Origin of the sequence: Atlanticothrix silvestris CENA357, assembly GCF_016056295.1 — a bacterium.
Classification (GTDB): domain Bacteria; phylum Cyanobacteriota; class Cyanobacteriia; order Cyanobacteriales; family Nostocaceae; genus Atlanticothrix; species Atlanticothrix silvestris.
In genome coordinates this window covers 1-20,811 of the sequence record NZ_JAECZB010000103.1, presented here as the reverse complement: position 1 = coordinate 20,811, position 20,811 = coordinate 1, and the positions used below count along the sequence as shown (strand labels likewise).

20 protein-coding genes and 2 pseudogenes are annotated in these 20,811 nt (G+C 40.2%); 9 read left to right on the top strand and 13 right to left on the bottom strand.

All coding sequences use genetic code 11. The annotated features are described in order from the left end of the window. Window positions 1-9: 9 nt before the first annotated feature. The 6 genes from I8751_RS27395 to aroC all read right to left on the bottom strand — a co-directional run bounded on the left by I8751_RS27395 (window position 10) and on the right by aroC (window position 4,631). Window positions 10-462 carry an SRPBCC family protein gene (locus I8751_RS27395; RefSeq protein WP_214442240.1) on the bottom strand — a complete coding sequence of 151 codons (453 nt, stop codon included), beginning with the start codon at window positions 460-462 and terminating at the stop codon, window positions 10-12. A gap of 19 nt (window positions 463-481) precedes the next feature. Next, on the bottom strand, window positions 482-670 hold the full coding sequence (locus I8751_RS27390) for a CPXCG motif-containing cysteine-rich protein (RefSeq protein WP_214442239.1): 189 nt from the start codon (window positions 668-670) through the stop codon (window positions 482-484). A 97-nt stretch (window positions 671-767) separates the two neighbouring features. Further along, on the bottom strand, window positions 768-2,429 hold the full coding sequence (locus I8751_RS27385) for a B12-binding domain-containing radical SAM protein (protein WP_214442238.1): 1,662 nt from the start codon (window positions 2,427-2,429) through the stop codon (window positions 768-770). A gap of 20 nt (window positions 2,430-2,449) precedes the next feature. After that, window positions 2,450-2,704 (bottom strand): SemiSWEET transporter, encoded by a 255-nt coding sequence (locus I8751_RS27380; protein WP_214442237.1) that lies wholly within the window; start codon window positions 2,702-2,704, stop codon window positions 2,450-2,452. Window positions 2,705-3,028: 324 nt separating this feature from the next. After that, entirely contained in the window at window positions 3,029-3,289 is a 261-nt protein-coding gene (locus tag I8751_RS27375; RefSeq protein WP_404800458.1) for a PIN domain-containing protein, read from the bottom strand. Window positions 3,290-3,542: 253 nt separating this feature from the next. Then, window positions 3,543-4,631 (bottom strand): chorismate synthase, encoded by a 1,089-nt coding sequence (aroC, locus tag I8751_RS27370; RefSeq protein WP_214442235.1) that lies wholly within the window; start codon window positions 4,629-4,631, stop codon window positions 3,543-3,545. A gap of 189 nt (window positions 4,632-4,820) precedes the next feature. On the opposite strand from aroC, the gene I8751_RS27365 reads away from it, so the two are divergent. After that, the gene (locus I8751_RS27365) at window positions 4,821-5,048 is read left to right on the top strand and encodes a DUF2281 domain-containing protein (RefSeq protein ID WP_214442234.1); all 228 of its coding nucleotides are present in this window, start codon (window positions 4,821-4,823) and stop codon (window positions 5,046-5,048) included. Beyond that, window positions 5,045-5,434 (top strand): type II toxin-antitoxin system VapC family toxin, encoded by a 390-nt coding sequence (locus I8751_RS27360; protein ID WP_214442233.1) that lies wholly within the window; start codon window positions 5,045-5,047, stop codon window positions 5,432-5,434. The genes I8751_RS27365 and I8751_RS27360 overlap by 4 nt, the downstream gene beginning before the upstream one ends. Here I8751_RS27360 and I8751_RS30535 read toward each other — a convergent pair. The 4 genes from I8751_RS30535 to I8751_RS27345 form a co-directional block, all read right to left on the bottom strand. Further along, window positions 5,375-5,638, bottom strand: coding sequence for a Uma2 family endonuclease (locus I8751_RS30535; protein WP_404800457.1), 264 nt, complete (start codon window positions 5,636-5,638; stop codon window positions 5,375-5,377). The genes I8751_RS27360 and I8751_RS30535 overlap by 60 nt on opposite strands. 15 nt (window positions 5,639-5,653) lie before the next feature. After that, a complete protein-coding gene (locus I8751_RS29915; protein ID WP_225894453.1) occupies window positions 5,654-5,824 on the bottom strand; it encodes a hypothetical protein in 171 nt (56 codons plus the stop codon). A 108-nt stretch (window positions 5,825-5,932) separates the two neighbouring features. Beyond that, complete coding sequence (pgmB, locus tag I8751_RS27350) at window positions 5,933-8,899, bottom strand: beta-phosphoglucomutase (protein WP_214442232.1); 2,967 nt, start codon at window positions 8,897-8,899, stop codon at window positions 5,933-5,935. 101 nt (window positions 8,900-9,000) lie between these two features. Further along, window positions 9,001-11,412: a sucrose synthase gene (locus tag I8751_RS27345; protein ID WP_214442231.1), complete on the bottom strand. Its 2,412-nt coding sequence runs from the start codon at window positions 11,410-11,412 to the stop codon at window positions 9,001-9,003. Between the two features lie 459 nt (window positions 11,413-11,871). On the opposite strand from I8751_RS27345, the pseudogene nrdJ (I8751_RS27340) reads away from it, so the two are divergent. The 5 genes and pseudogenes from nrdJ (I8751_RS27340) to I8751_RS27320 form a co-directional block, all read left to right on the top strand. Continuing rightward, window positions 11,872-13,101: pseudogene (nrdJ, locus tag I8751_RS27340) on the top strand (ribonucleoside-triphosphate reductase, adenosylcobalamin-dependent); the annotation flags it as partial. Window positions 13,102-13,406: 305 nt separating this feature from the next. Then, a pseudogene (nrdJ, locus tag I8751_RS27335) lies at window positions 13,407-14,480 on the top strand (ribonucleoside-triphosphate reductase, adenosylcobalamin-dependent); the annotation flags it as partial. Between the two features lie 139 nt (window positions 14,481-14,619). Then, window positions 14,620-14,838 carry a hypothetical protein gene (locus I8751_RS27330; RefSeq protein WP_214442230.1) on the top strand — a complete coding sequence of 73 codons (219 nt, stop codon included), beginning with the start codon at window positions 14,620-14,622 and terminating at the stop codon, window positions 14,836-14,838. Window positions 14,839-14,911: 73 nt separating this feature from the next. Next, on the top strand, window positions 14,912-15,262 hold the full coding sequence (locus I8751_RS27325) for a 4a-hydroxytetrahydrobiopterin dehydratase (protein ID WP_214442229.1): 351 nt from the start codon (window positions 14,912-14,914) through the stop codon (window positions 15,260-15,262). A gap of 54 nt (window positions 15,263-15,316) precedes the next feature. Continuing rightward, window positions 15,317-15,976, top strand: a complete 660-nt coding sequence (locus I8751_RS27320; protein WP_214442228.1) for an HD domain-containing protein — start codon at window positions 15,317-15,319, stop codon at window positions 15,974-15,976. Window positions 15,977-16,077: 101 nt separating this feature from the next. On the opposite strand, the gene I8751_RS27315 is transcribed toward I8751_RS27320, so the two are convergent. Continuing rightward, the gene (locus I8751_RS27315; protein WP_214442227.1) at window positions 16,078-17,190 is read right to left on the bottom strand and encodes a hypothetical protein; all 1,113 of its coding nucleotides are present in this window, start codon (window positions 17,188-17,190) and stop codon (window positions 16,078-16,080) included. A 309-nt stretch (window positions 17,191-17,499) separates the two neighbouring features. After that, window positions 17,500-18,738, bottom strand: a complete 1,239-nt coding sequence (locus I8751_RS27310; protein ID WP_214442226.1) for a hypothetical protein — start codon at window positions 18,736-18,738, stop codon at window positions 17,500-17,502. Window positions 18,739-18,864: 126 nt separating this feature from the next. Here I8751_RS27310 and dapB point away from each other — a divergent pair, with 126 nt between their 5' ends. Together dapB and I8751_RS27300 are read left to right on the top strand one after the other, a co-directional pair. Continuing rightward, the gene (dapB, locus tag I8751_RS27305) at window positions 18,865-19,701 is read left to right on the top strand and encodes a 4-hydroxy-tetrahydrodipicolinate reductase (RefSeq protein ID WP_214442225.1); all 837 of its coding nucleotides are present in this window, start codon (window positions 18,865-18,867) and stop codon (window positions 19,699-19,701) included. Window positions 19,702-19,733: 32 nt separating this feature from the next. Further along, window positions 19,734-20,447, top strand: coding sequence for a phosphate ABC transporter permease (locus I8751_RS27300; protein ID WP_214442224.1), 714 nt, complete (start codon window positions 19,734-19,736; stop codon window positions 20,445-20,447). 73 nt (window positions 20,448-20,520) lie between these two features. Here I8751_RS27300 and I8751_RS27295 read toward each other — a convergent pair. Then, window positions 20,521-20,811: transposase (locus I8751_RS27295; RefSeq protein ID WP_214440854.1), on the bottom strand; the 291-nt coding region annotated here is incomplete at its 5' end.

Sequence of the window (20,811 nt, the reverse complement as noted above, 5' to 3'; positions counted from 1 at the left end):
GATTGGGCATTATGATCGAGATTCGCACTCGCGTTTAGTTACATAATGACGGTAACGAAACATTGCTTCTAATTGTGCTTGCACTAACCAACCACTGATAAATTCAACTGTTCCTCCCCCTGGTATAGAGAAGGTAATAGCATCAGTTAGCCTAGTTTTACCGGCTTCTGGTGCAAATTGATGTCGATGTACCCAAGATTCAAAAGGGCCAGATATTTGTTCGTCGGTAAACAAGCGATATTTTTCATATTCAGTGTGACGCGCTAACCAAGTTAAAGGTAGTAGCCCTACAAATAGGCGAAATTCTGTGATGGCACCGACATCAAGTCCTCCCTCGCGGCGGACTACTTGCATTGGTTGCCAAGGTGGAGTCAAAAGTTGCAAAATATCTGGTCTTTCGTGAAAATTCCAAACTACTTCTGGTGGCGCATTAATCACTGAGGAATGGGTAAAGTGCAGCATGGAAAGAAAAACCTAAAATTTACTCTTCGTATTCGGTATCAATCTCGATATCTAAGGTGTCTTCGTCAACCCGGACATAGAGAATATTGGGGTTACAGCAAACTTGACAATCTTCTACGTAAGATTGTTGGGAGCCAGCACTCAAATCAATAAAGCTTAGGTTTGTCTCGCCACAATAGGCGCAGTAATACTCAGCTGTTGTTTGCATCAAATTTCCAACTACGAATTCAATGGCTGTAGTTCTTTGGGGGAATAATTGAAATAGCTAGTACCGCTGTGCGTAATTCGTAATTCGTAATTCGTAATTACTTTTTTGCAAGGGTTTTAGACATTTCAAACGGGTGGTTGATTTCCACTTTGCTATAGCTAGTAGCTTCAGCCAAATGCTTTAGTAGTGTAGTCTGTGGTAGAGGCCCTTGCAAGTGACTCCAGGGTAATACTTGCTCTGTTGACCAATTGGCATGAACATAAAAATCTAAGTCGGGGATTTGTCCTTTGAGTTGCTTGAAAGCACGTTTGTAGCTACCCAAGGAATCGCCAAAGTTGCGGGTAAGTTCGAGAAGGTGGGAGATTCTGCGATCGCCCCTCGACAATAAACACTGTATGATTGACCAATTATAGCTTTCTGGGCGAAATTCTATGCCCTGTGGTTTTAACTGTTTTTGCAAAAACTGTAACCGCTTTTCGGCTTGGCGATTCACCCCAAACCATTGAAATGGTGTGTGTGCTTTCGGTACAAAGGTGCTGCATCCAAATGTTAAGCGCAATCCTGGTGCAGCTTTTTTGATGCTACGCATCATGGCTACTGTTTGCTCTAAATCTTCTGGTTCTTCACCGGGAATTCCTGCCATCCCGTAGAGTTTCAAACTTTTTAATCCTCCAGCTTTGGCATTTATAGCCGCTTGGATAATTTCATCATTGTGCAGCTTTTTATTGATGATTTGCCGGATTTTTTCCGAACCACTTTCTACAGCAATGGTAAGCGATCGCGTGTCTCGTTGCGCTAAAGTTTTTACTAGCTGTACTGTGACTGTATTGGTTCTGACTGAAGCGATACTGAGACGGACATCATCATATTTGGGCTGACTAATATAATCTAATAAAGCTTCAAACTCTGGATGTTGAGTAACAGAAGCTCCTAATAATCCGAGCCGATTGGTAACTTGTAAACCTCTTTCAATAGCTGGAATTAATGAACTTTCTAAACTCGCTGTTCTAAAAGGTAATGTGAGATAACTGGCTAGACAAAAGCGGCACATTTCCGGACAACTTCTTACTACCTCTACCATATAAATACTTTCCCATGCCGCCTTTTCTGTAACAACAGTGGATGCCGATAAAGTATTACCTCGATAAGTCTGTTTTTGGACTATTGTGGGAATTTCTGGAGAAATTGGGTTAATTGATTTAACTGCACCATCTATTGCTTGATATTCCACCTCATACAAACTAGGAACGTAAATTCCTGGTATTTGTGCTAATGTTTTTAATTGAGTTTCTCTTGAGGCGTTTCTAACTTCTTTATACGCTTCAATAAAATTTCCCAACAGATTTTCGCCATCTCCTAGCAAGATGACATCAAAAAAATCTGCGAATGGTTCTGGGTTAGCAGTCAAGACAGGGCCGCCACCAAAAATTAGGGGATGATTCTCATCACGCAAACTTGCTCGAATGGGAATTTCTAAAAATTCCAGCAGATTTAAAATATTGACATAATCTAGTTCCCAAGAAATAGAAAATCCAATAATCTCTGGCTTTCGGGGAAGTTGTTCGTGAATATCGGTAAACAGGCGACTCACCTGCACATCATCACGCATTGCCAAAGTTGCCCATACTACCTGATAGCCAAGGCTGGTGATACCCACACTGTATTCATTAGGAAAAGCAAAAATCAGCGGTATAGCGTTGGTATCGGGGGTAGCAGGAGTGAATAAGAGGCGTTCAGAGTCAAAAACAGATGATGTCACAGGTATTTAATCTAGGCAGGTTATCTATATTTAATTTTAAGCCATAGAATTATGAAGTTAAAAAATAACGTCATGCTGTTAGCAAGAATAATCGGCAAAGCTTGTAAATAAATTCCATATATTAACCATAAAAAAAGACCACTCATAAATGTTATCAGCATTACTAAAGAAACGTCTTTTGCTGATTTGGTTTGCCAAGTTTTAAACATCTGTGGCAAGAAGGCGATCGTGGTTAGTATAGCAGCAGCTAATCCTAACAGCGTGATAAAATCCATGCTATGCAATTATATAAATTAATTTGAAGTGTAACGCTATAGTGATGCTCGAATTAGATATAATCATTTTTAGTTTATCTAGGCTTTTTGATAATATTTTAATTTTTAATTCAGTCTTGATTGTTCTGCTTTTTGATATATGACTTTGCCCAAGCATACCGCTGTGAATCTTTTTTTAGTAAATACTATATAACTTTTTTACGCTGGTTTTCATCCTTGGTGTTTTTCACTACTAGCTTGATTTTAAAATCCATATCTTTAGGATTAACCCCACGTTTGATTGCTTCTTGAAACCAATACTCACCCTATGCCTTCCAACTAAACCTAACCACCATTTTGCTGCCTGACTTGCTGCAACAACTCTTGAATAGATAAAGCGGGTATAGGTGAACTCAAAAAACCTTGAGCATCACGGGTCACAATTGCGTCTAATCCTTGAGTGACAGCACTGAAAATTTGAACAGCGTCTTCAAAATCAGCTAAGCCAGAGTTAAAAGCCGATTCCAGAACAACTCGATCAACCGGACAAATCATCATAGCAGTCAGTATTTCTAAGACTGCTTGCCGCGCTTGCTCAAATAGCAGAGATCAGTGCGAGGCGATCGCTGGGCGGCAACTTGAAGATTTGAGCTTTTAGTTCTTGTGGCAACATAGACTGTTTTCAGATTCAACGGGATTTACCATTTAGTATGAGCGATCCTGTCCTTAATGACCAAGTAGATGCGATCGCAGTGATTAATTTGTGTTAGCTGCTACTATAACAATGCTGAGTAAAAAATAGGGATGGCACAATTACCACCCCAAAATCATGAAATTTGCTTTAAAAGTTGCGTGTTACTTACAACGTCTTACATTGTCCATGATGGCGTAATAAATGGTCGCACAGCACTAAAGCTACCATCGCCTCAACCATTGGGACTGCACGGGGTAATACACAAGGATCATGTCTACCTTTGGCGGCTAATAAAGTTTCTTCCCCTTCATTGGTGACTGTTTTTTGCTCTTTTCTAATAGTGGCTGTGGGTTTAAATGCAACTCGTAAAATGATATTTTCCCCGTTGGAAATTCCCCCTTGAATGCCACCAGAACGATTGGTTACGGTGCGAATTTCACCATTTTCATCTATATAAAATTCGTCGTTATGTTCAATTCCAGTTAATAGTGTCCCAGCAAAACCGGAACCAATTTCAAGGCCTTTACTTGCAGGGAGAGACATCACACCTTTAGCGATATCAGCTTCTAATTTATCAAATACTGGTTCGCCCAAGCCTTTTGGGACATTGCGCGCCACACATTCGACTACGCCACCGATAGAATCACCTTGTCTACCTGTTTGCTCAATTAATTCAATCATGCGATTCGCGCATTCAGCATCGGGACAGCGAACGATGTTGCTTTCTACTTGTTCTAAGGTGACTGTATTCGGGTCAACTGCGCCTTCTAAGTCTTTGATGCGCTTGACGTAACCAATAATTTCCACATTCGCAACTTGATGGAGAATTTTTTTAGCGATCGCACCTGCGGCTACTCTTCCTATTGTCTCACGCGCTGATGACCTACCACCACCTTGCCAATTGCGAATGCCATATTTAGCATCATAAGTTGCATCTGCATGGGAAGGGCGATACTTCTGTTCCATCTCGTCGTAATCTTGGGAACGTGTATCTTTATTCCGCACCAAAATTGCTATGGGTGTCCCTAGGGTTTTGCCTTCAAACACCCCAGACAAAATCTCACAGGAATCGGCTTCTTTACGCGGGGTAGTTATTTTACTTTGTCCAGGCCGTCTTCTGTCTAACTCTAATTGAATTTCTTCAGCCGTAATTTCCAGTCGCGGAGGACAACCATCAATTACAACCCCCACACCTCCGCCGTGGGACTCGCCAAAAGTGCTGATGCTAAATAGATGCCCAAAAGTGCTACCCATAATATTGAAGAAAAAGGATGAGGCTTATGTATTGTACCTAGAGTTTTGGCAAAAGTTAATTTTTACAGCCTTACAGAAGTTGAGAAAAAAGTATCGCATAATACAAAAAGCTGCTCAAAGCCATTGATGAGACTGTATGAAATGAAAAAATGAATTTTCTACAATAAAATTATTCTTAAAGGTGAAAATATGACCATTGAACAAACAGTTATAAAAAAATTACGCGAACTACCACCAGATAAACAGCAAGAAGTTCTAGATTTCATTCAGTTACTCAAGCACAAATCACAGCCAAAAAAACCTCGCCGTAGTTTGTACGGGTTGTGGAGTGATTTAGGTATTGAAATTACAGAGACAGATATTGCTGAAGCCCGTCAAGAAATGTGGGGGAATTTTCCGAAGGATATTCCTCTATGAACGCAATAGTGGTAGATACCCATGCTATTGTTTGGTATTTTTTGCAATCCAAAAAATTATCTGCTCCTGCATTAACAGCAATTGATAACGCTGACTCGGTTTATCTCGCTGCTATTTCTGTTATAGAAATTATTTACTTGCAAGAAAAAGGGAAAATACCGGAGGTAGCACTGCAACGACTAAACCAAGCATTAGCCGACAGTCACACTAGTTGGTTAGTAATGCCATTAACCATAGAAATTGCTCAGTCAATTATGCAAATTCCCCGAAATATTGTACCAGAAATGGCAGATCGTATCATTGCAGCAACAGCTTTTTATTTGAGTTTACCTTTGGTTACTTGTGATTCTAAAATTCATTCCGTAAATATGCAAATAATCTGGTGATTTATTAGTAATATCAATTTCTAAAGCTAAATCGGGTGGTGGATCTTGATTTAAATCAAACTTTAACTTACCTCGTATTAAAGCTTCATTTTGGAAATAAAAACAATTATCGGGTTCTATCCCTGCCTTTTTTAATTCTCGTTTCCAGGTTGTTGAGCCGTAACACTCATAATCTAGTTCTAAAACTTCAGCCGTATCTTTGATGATGTCACCAATTATTTATTTAAAATATTCATGTTCTGGTAATGGTGTCATAATCTCTAACGTGCCATCATCATAAGCCACCCTAGCTGCACGACTTTCACCTAAATCTAATAATAAGTTTTCAAATTGTTGCCAACTGATGTTGTAAAGAACTACCCGATCAGCGCGACGTTCAGTTAGCAGCATAACTCCTCGCAGAATCAGTTGTGAATTTTAAGATTTATACTAAAATTCACAACTAATAACTGAATAACATCAAAATTTATTACCCAATTCAAAATTCTTAAGTAAACATTAACTCAATCGTTTTTGTTTACTAACATCGCTCAATTTGGCTTGTAACTCTGCCCACTTAACACCTGCTAGGTTGGGGAGGACAATATGAGATGCTCCGACACGCTCAGGTGGACCGAGTCCTACCGTCCACATCCCAGCCGCTAGTGCGGCCTCAATCCCCGCTGCTGCATCTTCAAAAACTACACATTGCTGCGGTTCTAATCCTAGTTGGTTGGCGGCGTACAAAAATAGATCAGGTGCTGGTTTGGGTCGTTCTACACTATAACCATCTGCGATCGCATCTACTTTATCAGCAATACCCAATCCTTCCACAACCATACGGGCATTTTTACTCGCTGAACCAATGGCTATCTTAATTCCAGCTTGCCGTAGTTCGTCCAACAAAGCGATCGCTCCTGGTAATAAATCCTTGGGCGAGATGGTTTGAATTAGTTCTACGTAGTAGTGGTTTTTACGCTCCATCATTTCTTGGATTTCTGGTTCTGAATATTGCCTGTCTCCAAGAATCAGCATCAGTGAAGCACGACGGGACACCCCCCGTAACGGTTCGTTAGCTTGGCGATTAAAAGGAATACCTTCTTCATCTGCTAGCTGCTGCCAGGCTAAATAATGGTATTCTGCTGTATCAGTCAATACACCATCGAGGTCGAAAATCACTCCCCGGATGTCAGGGTTGTGTAGAGATGGAGAAGATAAGGCAGATGAAGAGTTGGCCTGTGGAGCAAACAAGATAAATCCTCTATTGTTTTCCTCTTGAGTGATTTGTTGAGAACGCAAATCAAATTCATGCCATTGACCGCGCCAATGCAACTTAAACTTCAAGCGTGTCCAGCCAGGAGGTAGGTGGGGATTTGCTACGGGTTTACTGTCTTTAAATTGGATACCACCAAATCCAAAAACTACAGCCTGCCAAATACCACCAGCACTAGCCCCATGAATCCCGTCAGCGGTGTTACCCCGGCTATCTTCGAGATCTACCATTACCGCTTGCATGAACCGTTCGTAAGCTTCCCTTGATTTACCTAAATCTGAGGCTAAGATGGCATGAATTGCTGGGCCCAGAGATGAACCATAAGTAATATCAGTGCGAGGTGCGTAGTAATCCCAGTTTGCCTGCAAGGCTTTTTGGTTGTAGGGATAATCCGCAGATTCCCGCATTAAATATAAAAGCATCAATACATCTGGTTGCTTCAGTACTTGGCGCTTGTTGGTTGCTTCAATGCCTAAAATGGCTTGAATTGAACGCTCGCGAGGTTCGTATTCTTCTAAATTGATGTCTTCTAATTGAAAAAATCCTTCATACTGCTCAATCAGTCCCGTTGAGGAGTCGTAGGGAATCCAGATTTTGCTAATGATATCTTGCCAGTGCGATCGCATCTCTAAGGTGAGTTGCAATTTTTTTTCTAATTCAGCAGCTCGTTCGGGGAAATTATTATGCAGCCAATCATAAACTATGAGGGCTTTTTCTAAATGCCATTGCACCAGCCGGTTAGTAAAAGTGTTGTTGTGAACTAACTCGTGATATTCATCCGCCCCAATTACGCTCCGAATTTCATAGCGTTCATTTTGAGAATTGAACTCAACCCGACTACCCCAAAAGACGGCGGTATCCAAAACAATCTCTGCACCACAGTCTCGCATCCACTGATCATCACCAGTGACTTGCCAATAATACCAAATGGCGTAGGGAATATCTGCACTAATATGAATTTCGCGATCGCGACACCAAATCCGCACATCTTCACCATAAAAATCATTGGGAAGTGACCACCGTGGTGTAACTTCATCTCCGGTATCAGCACTTTCCCAAGCAAACATCGCCCCCTGATACCCAGAATGAATTGCCTTGCGTCGCGCTCCATCTAAGGTGTGATAACGGTAACTGAGTAAGTTGCGGGCTAAGTCTGGTTGGGTAAAAGTAAAGAAGGGGAGAATAAAAATTTCTGTATCCCAAAATACATGGCCGCGATAGCCAAACCCCGAAAGAGTTTTAGCGGGAATACTTACTTTGTCATCATGGCGTGGGGCAGCAATTAGCAGCTGAAAAAGATTGTAGCGGACAGCAAAAGCAGCTGTGCTATCTCCCTCAATCACGATGTCGCTATCTTGCCAAACCTCATCCCATGCTTGTTGGTTGGCATTGAGCAGCATTGCGTAATCTGGCAAATGGGCGAGTTTTTCTTGAGCTGCTAAAACTGGTGCATCTATCTCTTGCGATGTAAAAACTGTAACTAGCTTTTCTATGGTAACAGTCTGCTCTGATGTAGCCAAAAAGGAGGCGCTCAAGGTCGGATAGCCTGGTGCAGTGTTAACTTGTAACGACGCTTCAACCCCAGATATTGTCATCTTAGCTGCCATGCCAATATCAATCCGAGATTTTCGAGTGCGGCTGTGGAACCAGATTCCTTGGTCTGTCTTACCTTGGTCTAAATCTTCCCAGTGATTAAAACCCTGATTTTCGGGATAACCATTGATGCTAGCTTGAACTTCAATTAATCCATCAAAATTTAGGGGTGTTATTTGGCAGCGCTGCCCTAACACATGCTGATCCGCTAGACTAGCAAAACGTTCAAAATGGATGTCTACGGTATTTCCGCTGGGACTACGCCAACGCAAAGAACGACTGACAAGGCCCTGACGCAGGTCAAGCTGGCGATCATACCGCAAGATTTCGCCCTGGTTCAGACGGAAGCGTTCGTCATTAATTATTACCACTAATGGTAACCAGTCAGGGCAGTTGGCAAGTTCTGTGTACACTACAGGAACATCATTGTAAACCCCGTGGATGAAAGTGGCTGGCAAGGCACGAATATAGCCTTCCTCAAAACTTCCCCGTGTTCCTAAGAATCCATTGCCAATTGTAAACAGGGTTTCCCTGGAGTGCAGCTGCTCAGGATCAAACTGGGTTTCAATTAATATCCAATCTGTATAGATAAAATGACGAGCCGGACTTTTTGTATCCATTTTAAATATCTTTGCTAAGATCCAATTTCCGAAAAATTTTATTCAATCTTGATAATTTTTCATCTGGCTAAAAGCAGAGAAAATGTTAAGAATTATGTTGATTATCGTTCAAGATGTTTTTCTAAAATCTTTTCTGCTCTGGGTTTATAAATAAGATGAAATAAGGTTTCCATGTAGCGATCTCTAGATTCGTTATTTTCTGGGGCGATAAAGTTCCAGAAACTAAACATTTTAGCTAGCGATAACAGTTGACTGGTGTGTAGTTGCCAATTATAACTATTACGTATTCGCTGACTCATCCACTCGGAAACTTCATACCAGTGTTCGGGGTGAGTATCGCATTGATCAAGAAAATCCAAAATTTTCTTCGCTGTTCCTTCTAAGTCTGTAGGATTTAAATGAAATCCATTGTCTCGATCAGCGATAATTTCTAAAGCACCACCAAATTTAGAAGCAAAAGTTGGTAATCCAGAGATCATGGCTTCTAAAATGCTGCGACCGAAGGCTTCAAAAAGAGCAAAATGAATGTAAATTCCTTGGCGATCGCCTATTATTCGGTATGCTTCACCAATGTTACTGATAGGGAGGCGCATTCCTAACCAGCGAATACTGCCGTAAAGATGATACTGATTAATAATGTCATGAAGCCTTTGAATTTCGCGGGCATCTTCTAGGTTTGTCGCTGCATCTGGATGCAATTTACTAGTTAAAATAATTAGGTTGCAACGCTCTTGCAAAGCCTGACTTTTGCCAAAACATTCAGCTAATCCAGTAAGATTTTTAATAGAAGTAATCGGTAGAACAGCAAATATTGGTCGCTTGTTGGGGTTATCCAAAGTCCCCAAAATATCGGGGTCTTCACGATTAAAAATTAAGTCTTCGACTTCGGTGCTGAGGCTAGGATCTCTATCTTCTTTTTGAGTATAGGGGAAGAAGTTTTTTTCATCTACTCCCGGCGTTACCATGTTGAATTTAGGACTAAACAAATCAATTCCATCGATTACATGATACAGCTGGGGCATTGTAAAACATTTATAAGACTCGTACTGGCCTATCGAGTCTGGTGTCCCCACAATTTCTTGGTAGGATGAGGTGATAATAAAATCGGCTGCGTTCATGCTGATTAAATCAGCGGTATATTGAGCTGAAAAATGATATTGATCTTCTAAGTCTTGCCAATATAAATTACTAAATAAATATTTCGGTTTTTCTAGGGAGTGGGCAATGTTGCACTGAGTAACTTTGAGGCTGCGGGATAATAGGGAGGCTACTAAATTGCCGTCGCTATAGTTACCAATAATCAAATTAGGACGACCCTTAAATTGAGCTAGTAGTTCTGTTTTTGCATCTTGAGCAAATGTTTCTAAATATGGCCAAATATCAAATTTAGAAATCCAGTTGTTGGTAACTTCGGGATTAAATTCTCTAAAAGGAATGCGTAATATCCAGGCATTTTCAGTATTTTGGACTTTTTCTAAACGCAGGTTACATTCTGTTCCTTCGCAGTTAGGAATTAGCCGAGTGAGAATAATCACATGGGGTTTAATACCCAGCAGGTCAAGACCAGCAAGTTTGATTTCTTCACGCAATTTATTTTCTAAGCTACGAGCTTGTTCGAGAACATAGATTACCTGACCAAGTGTTTCATCTCGTCCTAAAACATCTTGTTGACCAACCCAGCCGTGTATAGAAATGAGAACAACCTGAAAAACAGCCGGAACACGGGACACAAATGCTTCAAGGATAGCAGGTTGGGGGTTATTAATTAGTCGTTCTAAAAGTTCTAAGGTTTCGCTGACTCGCGCAGCAGTATTACCCCAACCCGCTTCAAAGCCAAGTTCTTGGAGGTCAACACGAAACTTCTCGTAGGATTCGTTAGGGGGTTGTTGACTGAGGAAGTTAAGACCTTGCTTAATTCGTTTGGCTAACTGAGTACCTGAAGAAATGCGATCGCTAATCAGTAAAGGAATACTATTGTAATGTAGTTGATGTAGCGCCTTAAACAACGCCTCTAACCAATACTCAGGGTCAGTCAATAATTGATTGCACAAGTAATGGTTGAGAAAAGCTAGACCTTGACCAATATTTCTGGGGTCGTCGATTGTGGGTGAACCCTGATAAAAGGGATGGAGATCGATTTCGAGGATGTGAGGTTGGTAACGGTTGACTAAGCGATCGCTCACATCTAAAAATGCCTGGGGTGTCATTATATCAAACCCAGTAAAATCAGGTCTTAATTGCCACATCTGTTGACTAGCAATCCTCGGTCGGACGACAAACCAACTACTTTCTGCTTCTAGAATTATTTCATGGGTGTAGTTAATTAGTTTACCAATCGCAGAAGAGTAGTAAAAGTAGGCAGGCTTTTGAGCTTGCTGACAATAGTCGGCAAAAACTTGTAAAATTTCGTTTCTGAGGAAGTAAAACTTACCTGAAGCTCTTAAAACATCGATTAACTGATGCAGATCAGCTTTTTCATCACTATTGAAGACTGATTGAACTAGTTCATACATGACGACTTCCAGAACTCTAGCTAGGCTATGACCTCATTTTTCCTCTTCAACAACGACGGTTATATCTGATGAGCTATGTGAGGTATATTTCCCTTTTTATAGTAGATAAGCGTAAAAACTTTCACTTCTGGCTGTGGGATGAAATGCCGATGAGACAGGATTAACCGATCACCTTTTATAGACTCTCATCTTGGTTTAAAGTGTGTGACTTCTTGCCTATTTAGCTAAAATTAGGCTATGAAATTTTCTATATCCACCACCAAAATACTGTTGATAATTGCAACTCAGTAGGGATTTCGAGCTATAGCAAAGACATATTATACATGATCAATTTTGTTGCAATTCTTACGGGTGGAGGAGTAGCGTAAAGTGGAAAATTTTGCAATCTTTAATCCTAATTCCACTTGGCGTATAGTCATAATCTGTCCGCACCCAACAAGAACGCAAGATACCTAATTTATGGTTCGAGAGCTTGAAAGAAAACGTCAGAGTACGCAGTTTCCGGAAACTGCGCCAGCGGCTAATCCAGTATTTTTTAGAACTTACAGCCGCCGCACAAAGGCAGGGCTAAGAGAAACATGGGATGAGGTATGCGATCGCACCATCCAAGGCATCATCGAACTGGGTAAACTCAACCCAGCAGAAATTGCCATCCTAGAGAACATGCAACGAAACCTCAAAGCCTTACCCAGCGGCCGCTGGTTATGGGTAGGAGGTACAGACTGGATTACCAAACCCAAAAACTTTTCTGGGGCTTATAATTGCACCTCCACCAACCTGCAAGACTGGAGTGCCTTCGGGTTGATGATGGATTTGGCTATGATGGGTTGTGGTACTGGAGCCGTTATAGAACCGCAATATATTAATCAATTACCTGCCATCCGTAATTACTTAAATGTGACGGTAAATGGAGAAATTGGTAGCACGCCCCAAGAATTACGTCGTGAATACACCCAAACTAGTATAGAAGGTAACAATGTTACTATCCATGTGGGAGATAGCCGTGAAGGTTGGGTGGAATCCTATAAAAGCTTGTTAGAACTCTCCACAGATGAACGATTCTCCACACAAGTGGAAGTAGTCGTTGATCTAAGTGATGTTCGTCAAGCCGGAGAAACTCTGAACGGCTTTGGAGGGGTTGCTAATCCTGTGAAGTTGCCAGGACTTTATCAGTGTTGTGTATCCATCCTCAATAAAGCCATAGGAAGACAATTAAATTCAGTTGAATGCTGTTTGTTAATTGATCAGGCTGCTGTAACAATTGTTGCAGGTAATATTAGAAGAAGCGCGGGAATGCGTCAATTTAAAGCTGACGATCAATTAGGAGCCACTGCTAAAGATAACCTATGGCAACAGGATGAAAATGGCAACTGGCGCATTGATCCTGAGCGTGATGCATTACGGATGGCAAACCATACCAGAGTGTTTCACCGTAAGCCCACATTAGAAGAATGTGTTGATGCTGTCCGCAAACAGTATTACAGTGGCGAAGGTGCGATTCAATGGGCTGGTGAAGCTGTAGCTCGCTCCAACTGTGATTTGCTACCAACACAAGCTTTAAAAGTTGATTTCTTGAAATCTTACGAACAAGGAACAGCAAAACAGTGGTTACAAGCACGCTACCCTGATTTGGATGCCAAAGAACTAGAACATCGTTTAGCTCGTTACGGTTTAAATCCGTGTGGTAAGTGATTTTGCCTCACGTTAAACACCGGGGAAAATCGGTGAACCCTGCGATGGGAATACCGAGGTAATCAAAGGAATTAAAATATCTTTGACACCGTACAGACTAGAGAGTGAACCTTTTTAAATTATCAATAAAATTTGGAGTTTAAAAAGAATATAATCTGGGTTTTACCTCCGTTGTTCACAACGGCTCCACGAGTCCCCGGCTACTAATGCTATTTTTCGTTAGTAGAAAATATAGTCGGATCTATGAGGAATTCAGAACTCATAGAACTAGAGGATAAAAAGCCTCTAGGGTAACAAAAATGGAAATTATCGGCAGTAACTTCCACTGTAACTTGTCTGAGGTTCACCTCAATCAAATTGACCCACATAACTATAAAGAACAAGAGGAAGCTTTCACCGCTGGGGCTTTATCTGTAGCAGCACTTTTGAATCATAAATTTTTAGAACCACGCTATCAATATAGCCGTGAATTAGACCCAATTGTGGGTGTTTCTTTCACAGGCTTATTCGATTTCTTTGTTCATGCTTTTGGTGTTGATTGGTTGCGTTGGTGGGAGGAAGGAAGACCCGCAACTACTCAAGGATTAGAATTTAAGCACCAGGAAAAAAAATATCTCAGTTTCTGGAGAGATGCTGTACATCGAGTTGTGTGGGAATATTGCGATCGCCATGATCTAAAACGTCCCAATCGCTGCACTACAGTCCAGCCTAGTGGCACTAAAGCTTTACTAACTGGTGCTAGTTCCGGATGGCATCCCCCCAAGGCACAAAGATTTATTCGGCGGATCACTTTTGGCAAAAATGACCCGGTAGCTTTAGCTTGTATTGACTACGGTTACAATGTCATTCCTTCCCAATCTGATAAAGATGAACAAGGAAATTTGTTAAATGATCCTTTTGATTCTCGTGTTAGTGAATGGCTAGTAGAAATTCCGGTTGCTGTATCTTGGGCTGATTTACCAGGAGCAGATAAAATTGATGTTTCTAAGTTTTCCGTCTCAGCTCAATTTGATTTTGTTCTCCAAGTTCAACAACATTATGTAACACATAATACATCAGCAACACTGGAACTGCGATCTGAGGAAGTCGAATCTTTAGGACAACGTATCTACGAAGCAATCAAGAATGATGAGGGATATATCTCAGCAGCTCTTTTAGCCCGTTTTGACGATTTGCAATCATTTCCACGTTTACCATTTGAGCCAATAGATAAAACAGCCTACGAGCTTTTGAATCAAGATGTCAAAGCACGGCGGAAAACAGATGATTTCTGTGCAGTTCTCAGTCGCTATGATTTAGGTGAGTTGGCTGAGGCTGGCCCTAGTGGTTGTGACTCTGATAAATGTATGTTTCCAGCTCAGCAACCAATGTCATAAGGGGCTAGGGGCTAAGGGCTAGGGAGTAGAGGAATAGAACTTTTCCTAATGCCCGATGTCCAATGCCCAATATCACTTTCCAGGTTACGATCAATTAAGAAGTGATAATTTTTTACGGCAATACCAGGAGACTCATAAAATGTTTATTGATGAATTGTCACCAATATTTAAACAATTTACCCAACACCCAGTCTCATTTTTGGGCGGGTTTGTTTCTGGTGTGCTTAGACTCAATCTGGCAGATGATCCTGTTAAAAGTTGGCTAGATCAACAGACTCGCCCTAACAGTTATCCTAGCCTCAGTACTGAAGTGCATAATGGCAAGGGTACTGGCCCTCAATCAATTTCGATTGACTAAGCTATAAGTCCCGCGCTGTACCTGAAAGGGTCAGCGTCGGGAAAATGTTACTGTTTTTAAAGGAGTAGGAATAATGGAAACCTTATTACCACAGACTTGTGTTCCTTGTAGTGGTGGTTCACCGCCGATAACTGAAGCAGAAATTGCTGAACTTCAGCCCCAGATACCCGATTGGAAGATGATTGAGGAGAATGGGGAGAAACGTTTACAACGCATTTATAAGTTTCCCGATTTTAAACAAGCACTGACTTTCACTCAAAAAGTGGGTGAAGAAGCTGAAAAACAAGGACATCACCCCGCTTTATTAACCGAATGGGGCAAAGTAACAGTTACTTGGTGGACACACGCGATTCAAGGATTGCATCGCAATGATTTTATTATGGCAGCCAAGACCGATGCGATCGCTGCTCAGTTTGCCCAGTAAAAGTATTGTGCAGGGCTGGAGGTATTGGCATTCATTGCGGTGCGGTTAACTGATATGCCCGCAGCTAAACTCACAAATATTTTATTTAATCAGTGGCAGCAAACACTCCAATACTTTGAGGTTGACCAATTAAAAGTTGAATCAACCTTTGCCCAATTAGTTGAGGCATATTCTACCACGGGTCGTTATTACCATACACTGCAACATATACATTACGTCCTGAATAAAATTCAGACTTTGCAAGCTAATACCCCAAATTTGCCTGCTGTACAACTTGCAGCTTGGTTTCACGATGCTATTTATGACACTAGAGCTTTAGATAATGAAGAAAAAAGTGCCGAATATGCTTGTAAGTTAATGAATAATCTGGAAATTCCTATTAGTTATATAACTACTGTTAATCGTCTTATTCTGAACACTAAATATCACAAAGCTACAGCAGATGATATTGATAGCCACATTTTATTAGATGCAGATTTGGCGATTTTGGCTGCTGATTCAGTTGATTATCAAGAGTACGCTAATGCTATTCGTCAAGAATACGCTTGGGTACCAGAAACCGACTATGTTATGGGTCGCAAGCAAGTTTTAGAAAAATTTTTACAAAGACAGTATATATATTTTACGCCTCTAATGTTTGAGGTTGCAGAACAATCTGCAAGAGCCAATCTTCAAGCAGAAATTCAAAGACTTTCTCAAGGACGTAACACCTAAAAATCTTGTTTAAATTTTTAGGTGTTACTGGAGGCCTTTCAAACTTTTTACTAGCCCAAACTGAAATTAGATAGCTTGAGTTTTGACAAAAATTCAACTACCTAAAAGCATTGGTTTTTGAGCTTACCAATTAGAGAATTAAGGTTGATTTGGGTAGGCCAGCCTTGAGGAAGATTTGCTGAGTTGTATCCTCTATCTTTTAAATCTTGAATAAATTGGTTGCGGATATATGTTGTATCAAAATTTCCAAGACCATCAAAGTAAACATCAGTTAGGTGAGCCGGGTCTAAAGCCATTTCACCCTTGTATACTGAGCCATCATTAGAATCATCCCAACCCCAAGGTGCATTAGCAGAATTTGTGCTGCAAGTTGGCGTACCAGCACCACACCCGCCACTAGTGTCTCCTTTAAACGTTCCCCAACTGGCAAAAGTTAATGCTGAAGAACTTGATAAAGAGGCTTCATTTAATTGGCGCTGCCACATTCCATTAGAAGCAAAGACATCAAGTAAGAGATATTGTACATTGCGATCGTTGCCTGAAGCGGGAAGTTCGGCAGTAGTTTTAGAAGGATAGTAGATAATTCCATCCTCGTTGCTGGCTCCTTTAAAATTGCTGGTATAAGGCCAGGCTTTTAAACCATGACCTTTAGCTTCCTGAGTTGTCAACGGGTGCAGAGAACCATTATAGGTATTCATGGTCAGCGTTCCATCAATGTTTTCTGCACCATTTACTAAAGGACTAGCAGATGGAGTGTATGAGTAAAAATCTTTATGAAATACAGTTACAATACCTTCCAGTTTCCCAAAAGTTGAACCGTCTTTACGAACTATAGCCAGCTTCCCCTCTAAATCATTTTCGTGTTCCTGGTCGAACGGAATATCAGTCCAATCTTGAGGATGGAAAAAAGAATATGTGATGAACCAGTGAGTACAAGTCTCGACTACAGAATAGTAGGCATAAGCATTAAGAGCAAATTGTTGCAGGTTGTCCCAATTATTTGTTCCTTGCCAATTTCCATCATAGTCAAACCGCGTGATGTAGTCCCCAATGTATTTAGTGCTATCTGTGTCTTGATAGTGAATTGGAGCATGATAGACGGCTAAATCTAAATCCGTGAAAGATTGGGCAATTCCCTTTATCTGTGTCAAACTGCCAAATACTATCGCCATGATAATTCCAATACCGACAAGAAAAATTCTTCTTAATGCCATTTTTCATCACCTAAGATGATCGACACAACTCAGAATAGAGGCAGATATTTAAGAATGGGTAATGAAATTGTATATATCTCTCTTGATTTTGAATATTAGAGGATGTTTGAAAAGTCCTATCATTGGTAACAATACGTTTTATATCCTCCTTCCAAAGGGGAACTTTCAAAAGTTTCCCCCCTTTTTTAAGGGATTAATAAATACCTAAATTGACAGCTAACTATTTTTAAAACAACCTCTTATAGTTTGGGAAAAAATCCGAAAGTGATGGAGATTTACAAAAAAAATTAACTTATATGAACTTAAAAATTACAAATTATTAGAATCTTGTAGATAACCACAATGTTTACAGTGCGATAATTTTCTGTAAGTCAGTTCATGGCAGTTTTGGCATTCGACATATTGTTCATAACCACAGTAAGGACAATAAATATCATTCTGTCGAATTTTTTTAGCACACTGAATACAGGATGATTTTTGAACTCTGCTAATTGCCTGGACTTGAGGGTTAAAAACAACTTTCTGAAAAAACTTGATAATCCCAAAACCTATCAGTGGCACTAACAAGATATAAATATAACTAACGAGGAAAAGTAACCTACCAAAAAGGACGCTAATTATATCAATAATAAACTCAAATAATACGCCGATTTGCAGAAATTCAAAAACTTTTAGAATTAGCGGGATAAAAAAGATGATAAGCAAATGCCAGCTTATCAATGTGATCAGTCCATATCCTTTTCGTTGAGCTAAACTATGAACTAATAAAGCTACAAAAATCAGCGGCAACAGAAAAATAGATTGAAAAGCAAGTTGAATACTGGGATACCAAAATGATGCTTGTTGATAACCTTTTTTAAGTGTGGCAAATTGCTCTTTATCTTTAAGAAAGGCTATGAAACTAGAAGTTTCTGGTTGAGATAGTAGTTCATTTTTAAGATTAGTGATTTCCTTTTCCAGTGTAGAAATATTTCGGTTATTTTGTTCTAATTCAATTTTTGCTTTTTCAGCACTGACTTGATTAATTGATTGCTCACGAGGTTGACCTGCAATCTTTTCTAGAAGTGTAGAGTCATATTGCTGACGAATACTGCTATTAGCTTGTTTAAGCGTATTAATTTTTGTTTGTTTTTGATTGATAAGATTGATATTTTGCTGATTTTTAGAATTATTAATTTTCTCTTGATATTCTGCATACTTTAGACAAGTTGTAGAGACTTTGCCTAAATGATCTGTTTCTGTTTGTTGATAAATTTGTTGTTGGCTAGGTTGAGTATTGTTATAGCTTAATGAAAGCTGGATAATTTTATAGTCTTTATCCTGAGTATTTTGTGTCTGATAATTTTGCCACTCGGAATAACATGGATAAGTCTGCAAAGGACTAAGATACCATCTGCTAATATCATCTAAGCCTGTAAAAACATTGATGAGAATGAAAATATCAATCAGAATAATGACAACCAGACTAACTTTATTTAGAGGTTCGTTGTTGATTGTCTTTGATTTATTAAAGAATTGACTCAATGAGCGACGAAATTGAGCAAACATATTAATTTTTAACTTGTTTTGTTGGGATTAATCTCCAACAGGTTTATTAATTTATACACACACTATCACTTTTGTTGTTTAATTTTATAAGTTCTTTATATTGACTCAAAAGGCATTTCTTGATTTATGACTAATCAAACACCGATCCCAGTTATTATCAATGGTGCTGCTGGCAAAATGGGTCGCGAAGTGATTAAAGCGGTGACGCAAGCGCCGGATTTAACCCTCATGGGTGCAATTGACACTAGCCCGGAACATCAAGGTCAAGACGCTGGAGAACTAGCGGGTTTAAGCGAACCTCTGGAAGTTCCTATTACTAATCAGTTAGAACCAATGCTGGGCTATGTAGCTGGCGAAAGACAACTTCCTCCAGGGGTGATTGTAGACTTTACCCATCCTGATTCAGTTTATGATAATGTTCGTAGTGCGATCGCCTACGGGATTCGTCCTGTAGTCGGCACAACGGGTTTAAGTTCAGAACAAATTCAAAATTTGGCAGACTTCGCCGAAAAGGCTAGTACTGGTTGTTTAATAATTCCTAATTTTTCCATAGGAATGGTGCTGTTGCAACAAGCAGCGATCGCAGCTTCCCAATATTTTGATCATGTAGAAATTATTGAACTGCACCACAATCAAAAAGCTGATGCCCCTAGTGGTACGGCGATTCAGACCGCGCAATTGTTAGCCGAACTAGGTAAACCTTTTAACCAAGCTCTTGTAGAAGAAACCGAAAAATTACCTGGAGCTAGAGGCAGTGTAGCAGAAGAAGGTGTTCGGATTCACAGCGTGCGTTTACCAGGACTGATTGCCCATCAAGAAGTAATTTTTGGCGCACCGGGTCAAATTTATACTTTACGACATGACACAAGCGATCGCTCTTGCTATATGCCAGGAGTTTTACTGGCGATTCGTAAAGTCTCTCAGCTAAAGTCGTTAGTATATGGATTAGAAAAGATCCTCTAAGCTGCAAATTCCCCAATTCCTACTCCCCACCTATGTTAGTCCCACTGACCCGCCAAAAATTTGAACAACTTGTACCATTAATAGCCACTAGCCAGCAATATAAGTACTACTGGGGGAAATTTGCCAACTTTTTGCAACGACTATTAATTTCTGTAGTTACCATAGCTGTAATTTTCCTGATTAGAGTTTTCTTCAAACTGGAATTTGGTGGAATCATCTTTTTGGTGGGGGTTTTTGGTGCTTTTTTTTGGCTGTGGTATCCAGTGTTTCAGGCCAGCGTCCGCAATGCAAAAACCCGCCGTTACAAATACAGCGGCTTTTTCCGTGGTAGAATTTTGGATTGGTGGATTACAGACCGATTGATGGGCAAACAAGAAACCGTCAACAGCAAAGGTGATTTGGTAATTGTTGAAAATCGGGAAAAACGGATTAACTTAGAAGTGGGCGATGACACCGGTTTTAGCGTGGAATTTGAAGCGCCACTTCGTCAAAATCACAAAGTTATTACTCGTGGTCAAATTGCCGAAATGATAGTGATGTCAAATCGCTCAGATTTAAGCACTATTGAAGAATTTAGCGATGTATATATACCCAGCCATGACTTATGGGTAAATGATTATCCTTGTCTACGAAGAGATTTTTTTAATGAAGTGAGTCGCCGATTACGTGAAGACCGAGAAGAAAGACCACGCCGTCGCCGCCGTCGTCCAGAAAGGCAAAGGGATGGAGAAGATAATAGATATTAAGGGAAACTCCACGCCACTTGCGGGATGGAGTTTTGTCAGTGGTCAGTGGTCAGTTGTCAGTGGTCATACCAATTCACGAAAAATTTGATTCAAATAAAGCATCAAGAATAAAATCCCAACCTGTAATAGAAGCAACGATTGATGTGTTTAATTTTTCCAAACGCCTCCAGATAAATTGTCTTAACTCATCTAAAGTTCCAAAGCTTTCCCAAGCTAAATGCCTTTTAATTTCCTCCCATAATCGCTCAATTGGATTAACTTGGGGTGTGTGTGGAGGTTGAAATAATAAAATGATATTTTCTGGTATTTGAAGATGCTGGCTAAAATGAAAAGCTCCATTATCTAACTGAATAATATGGATATC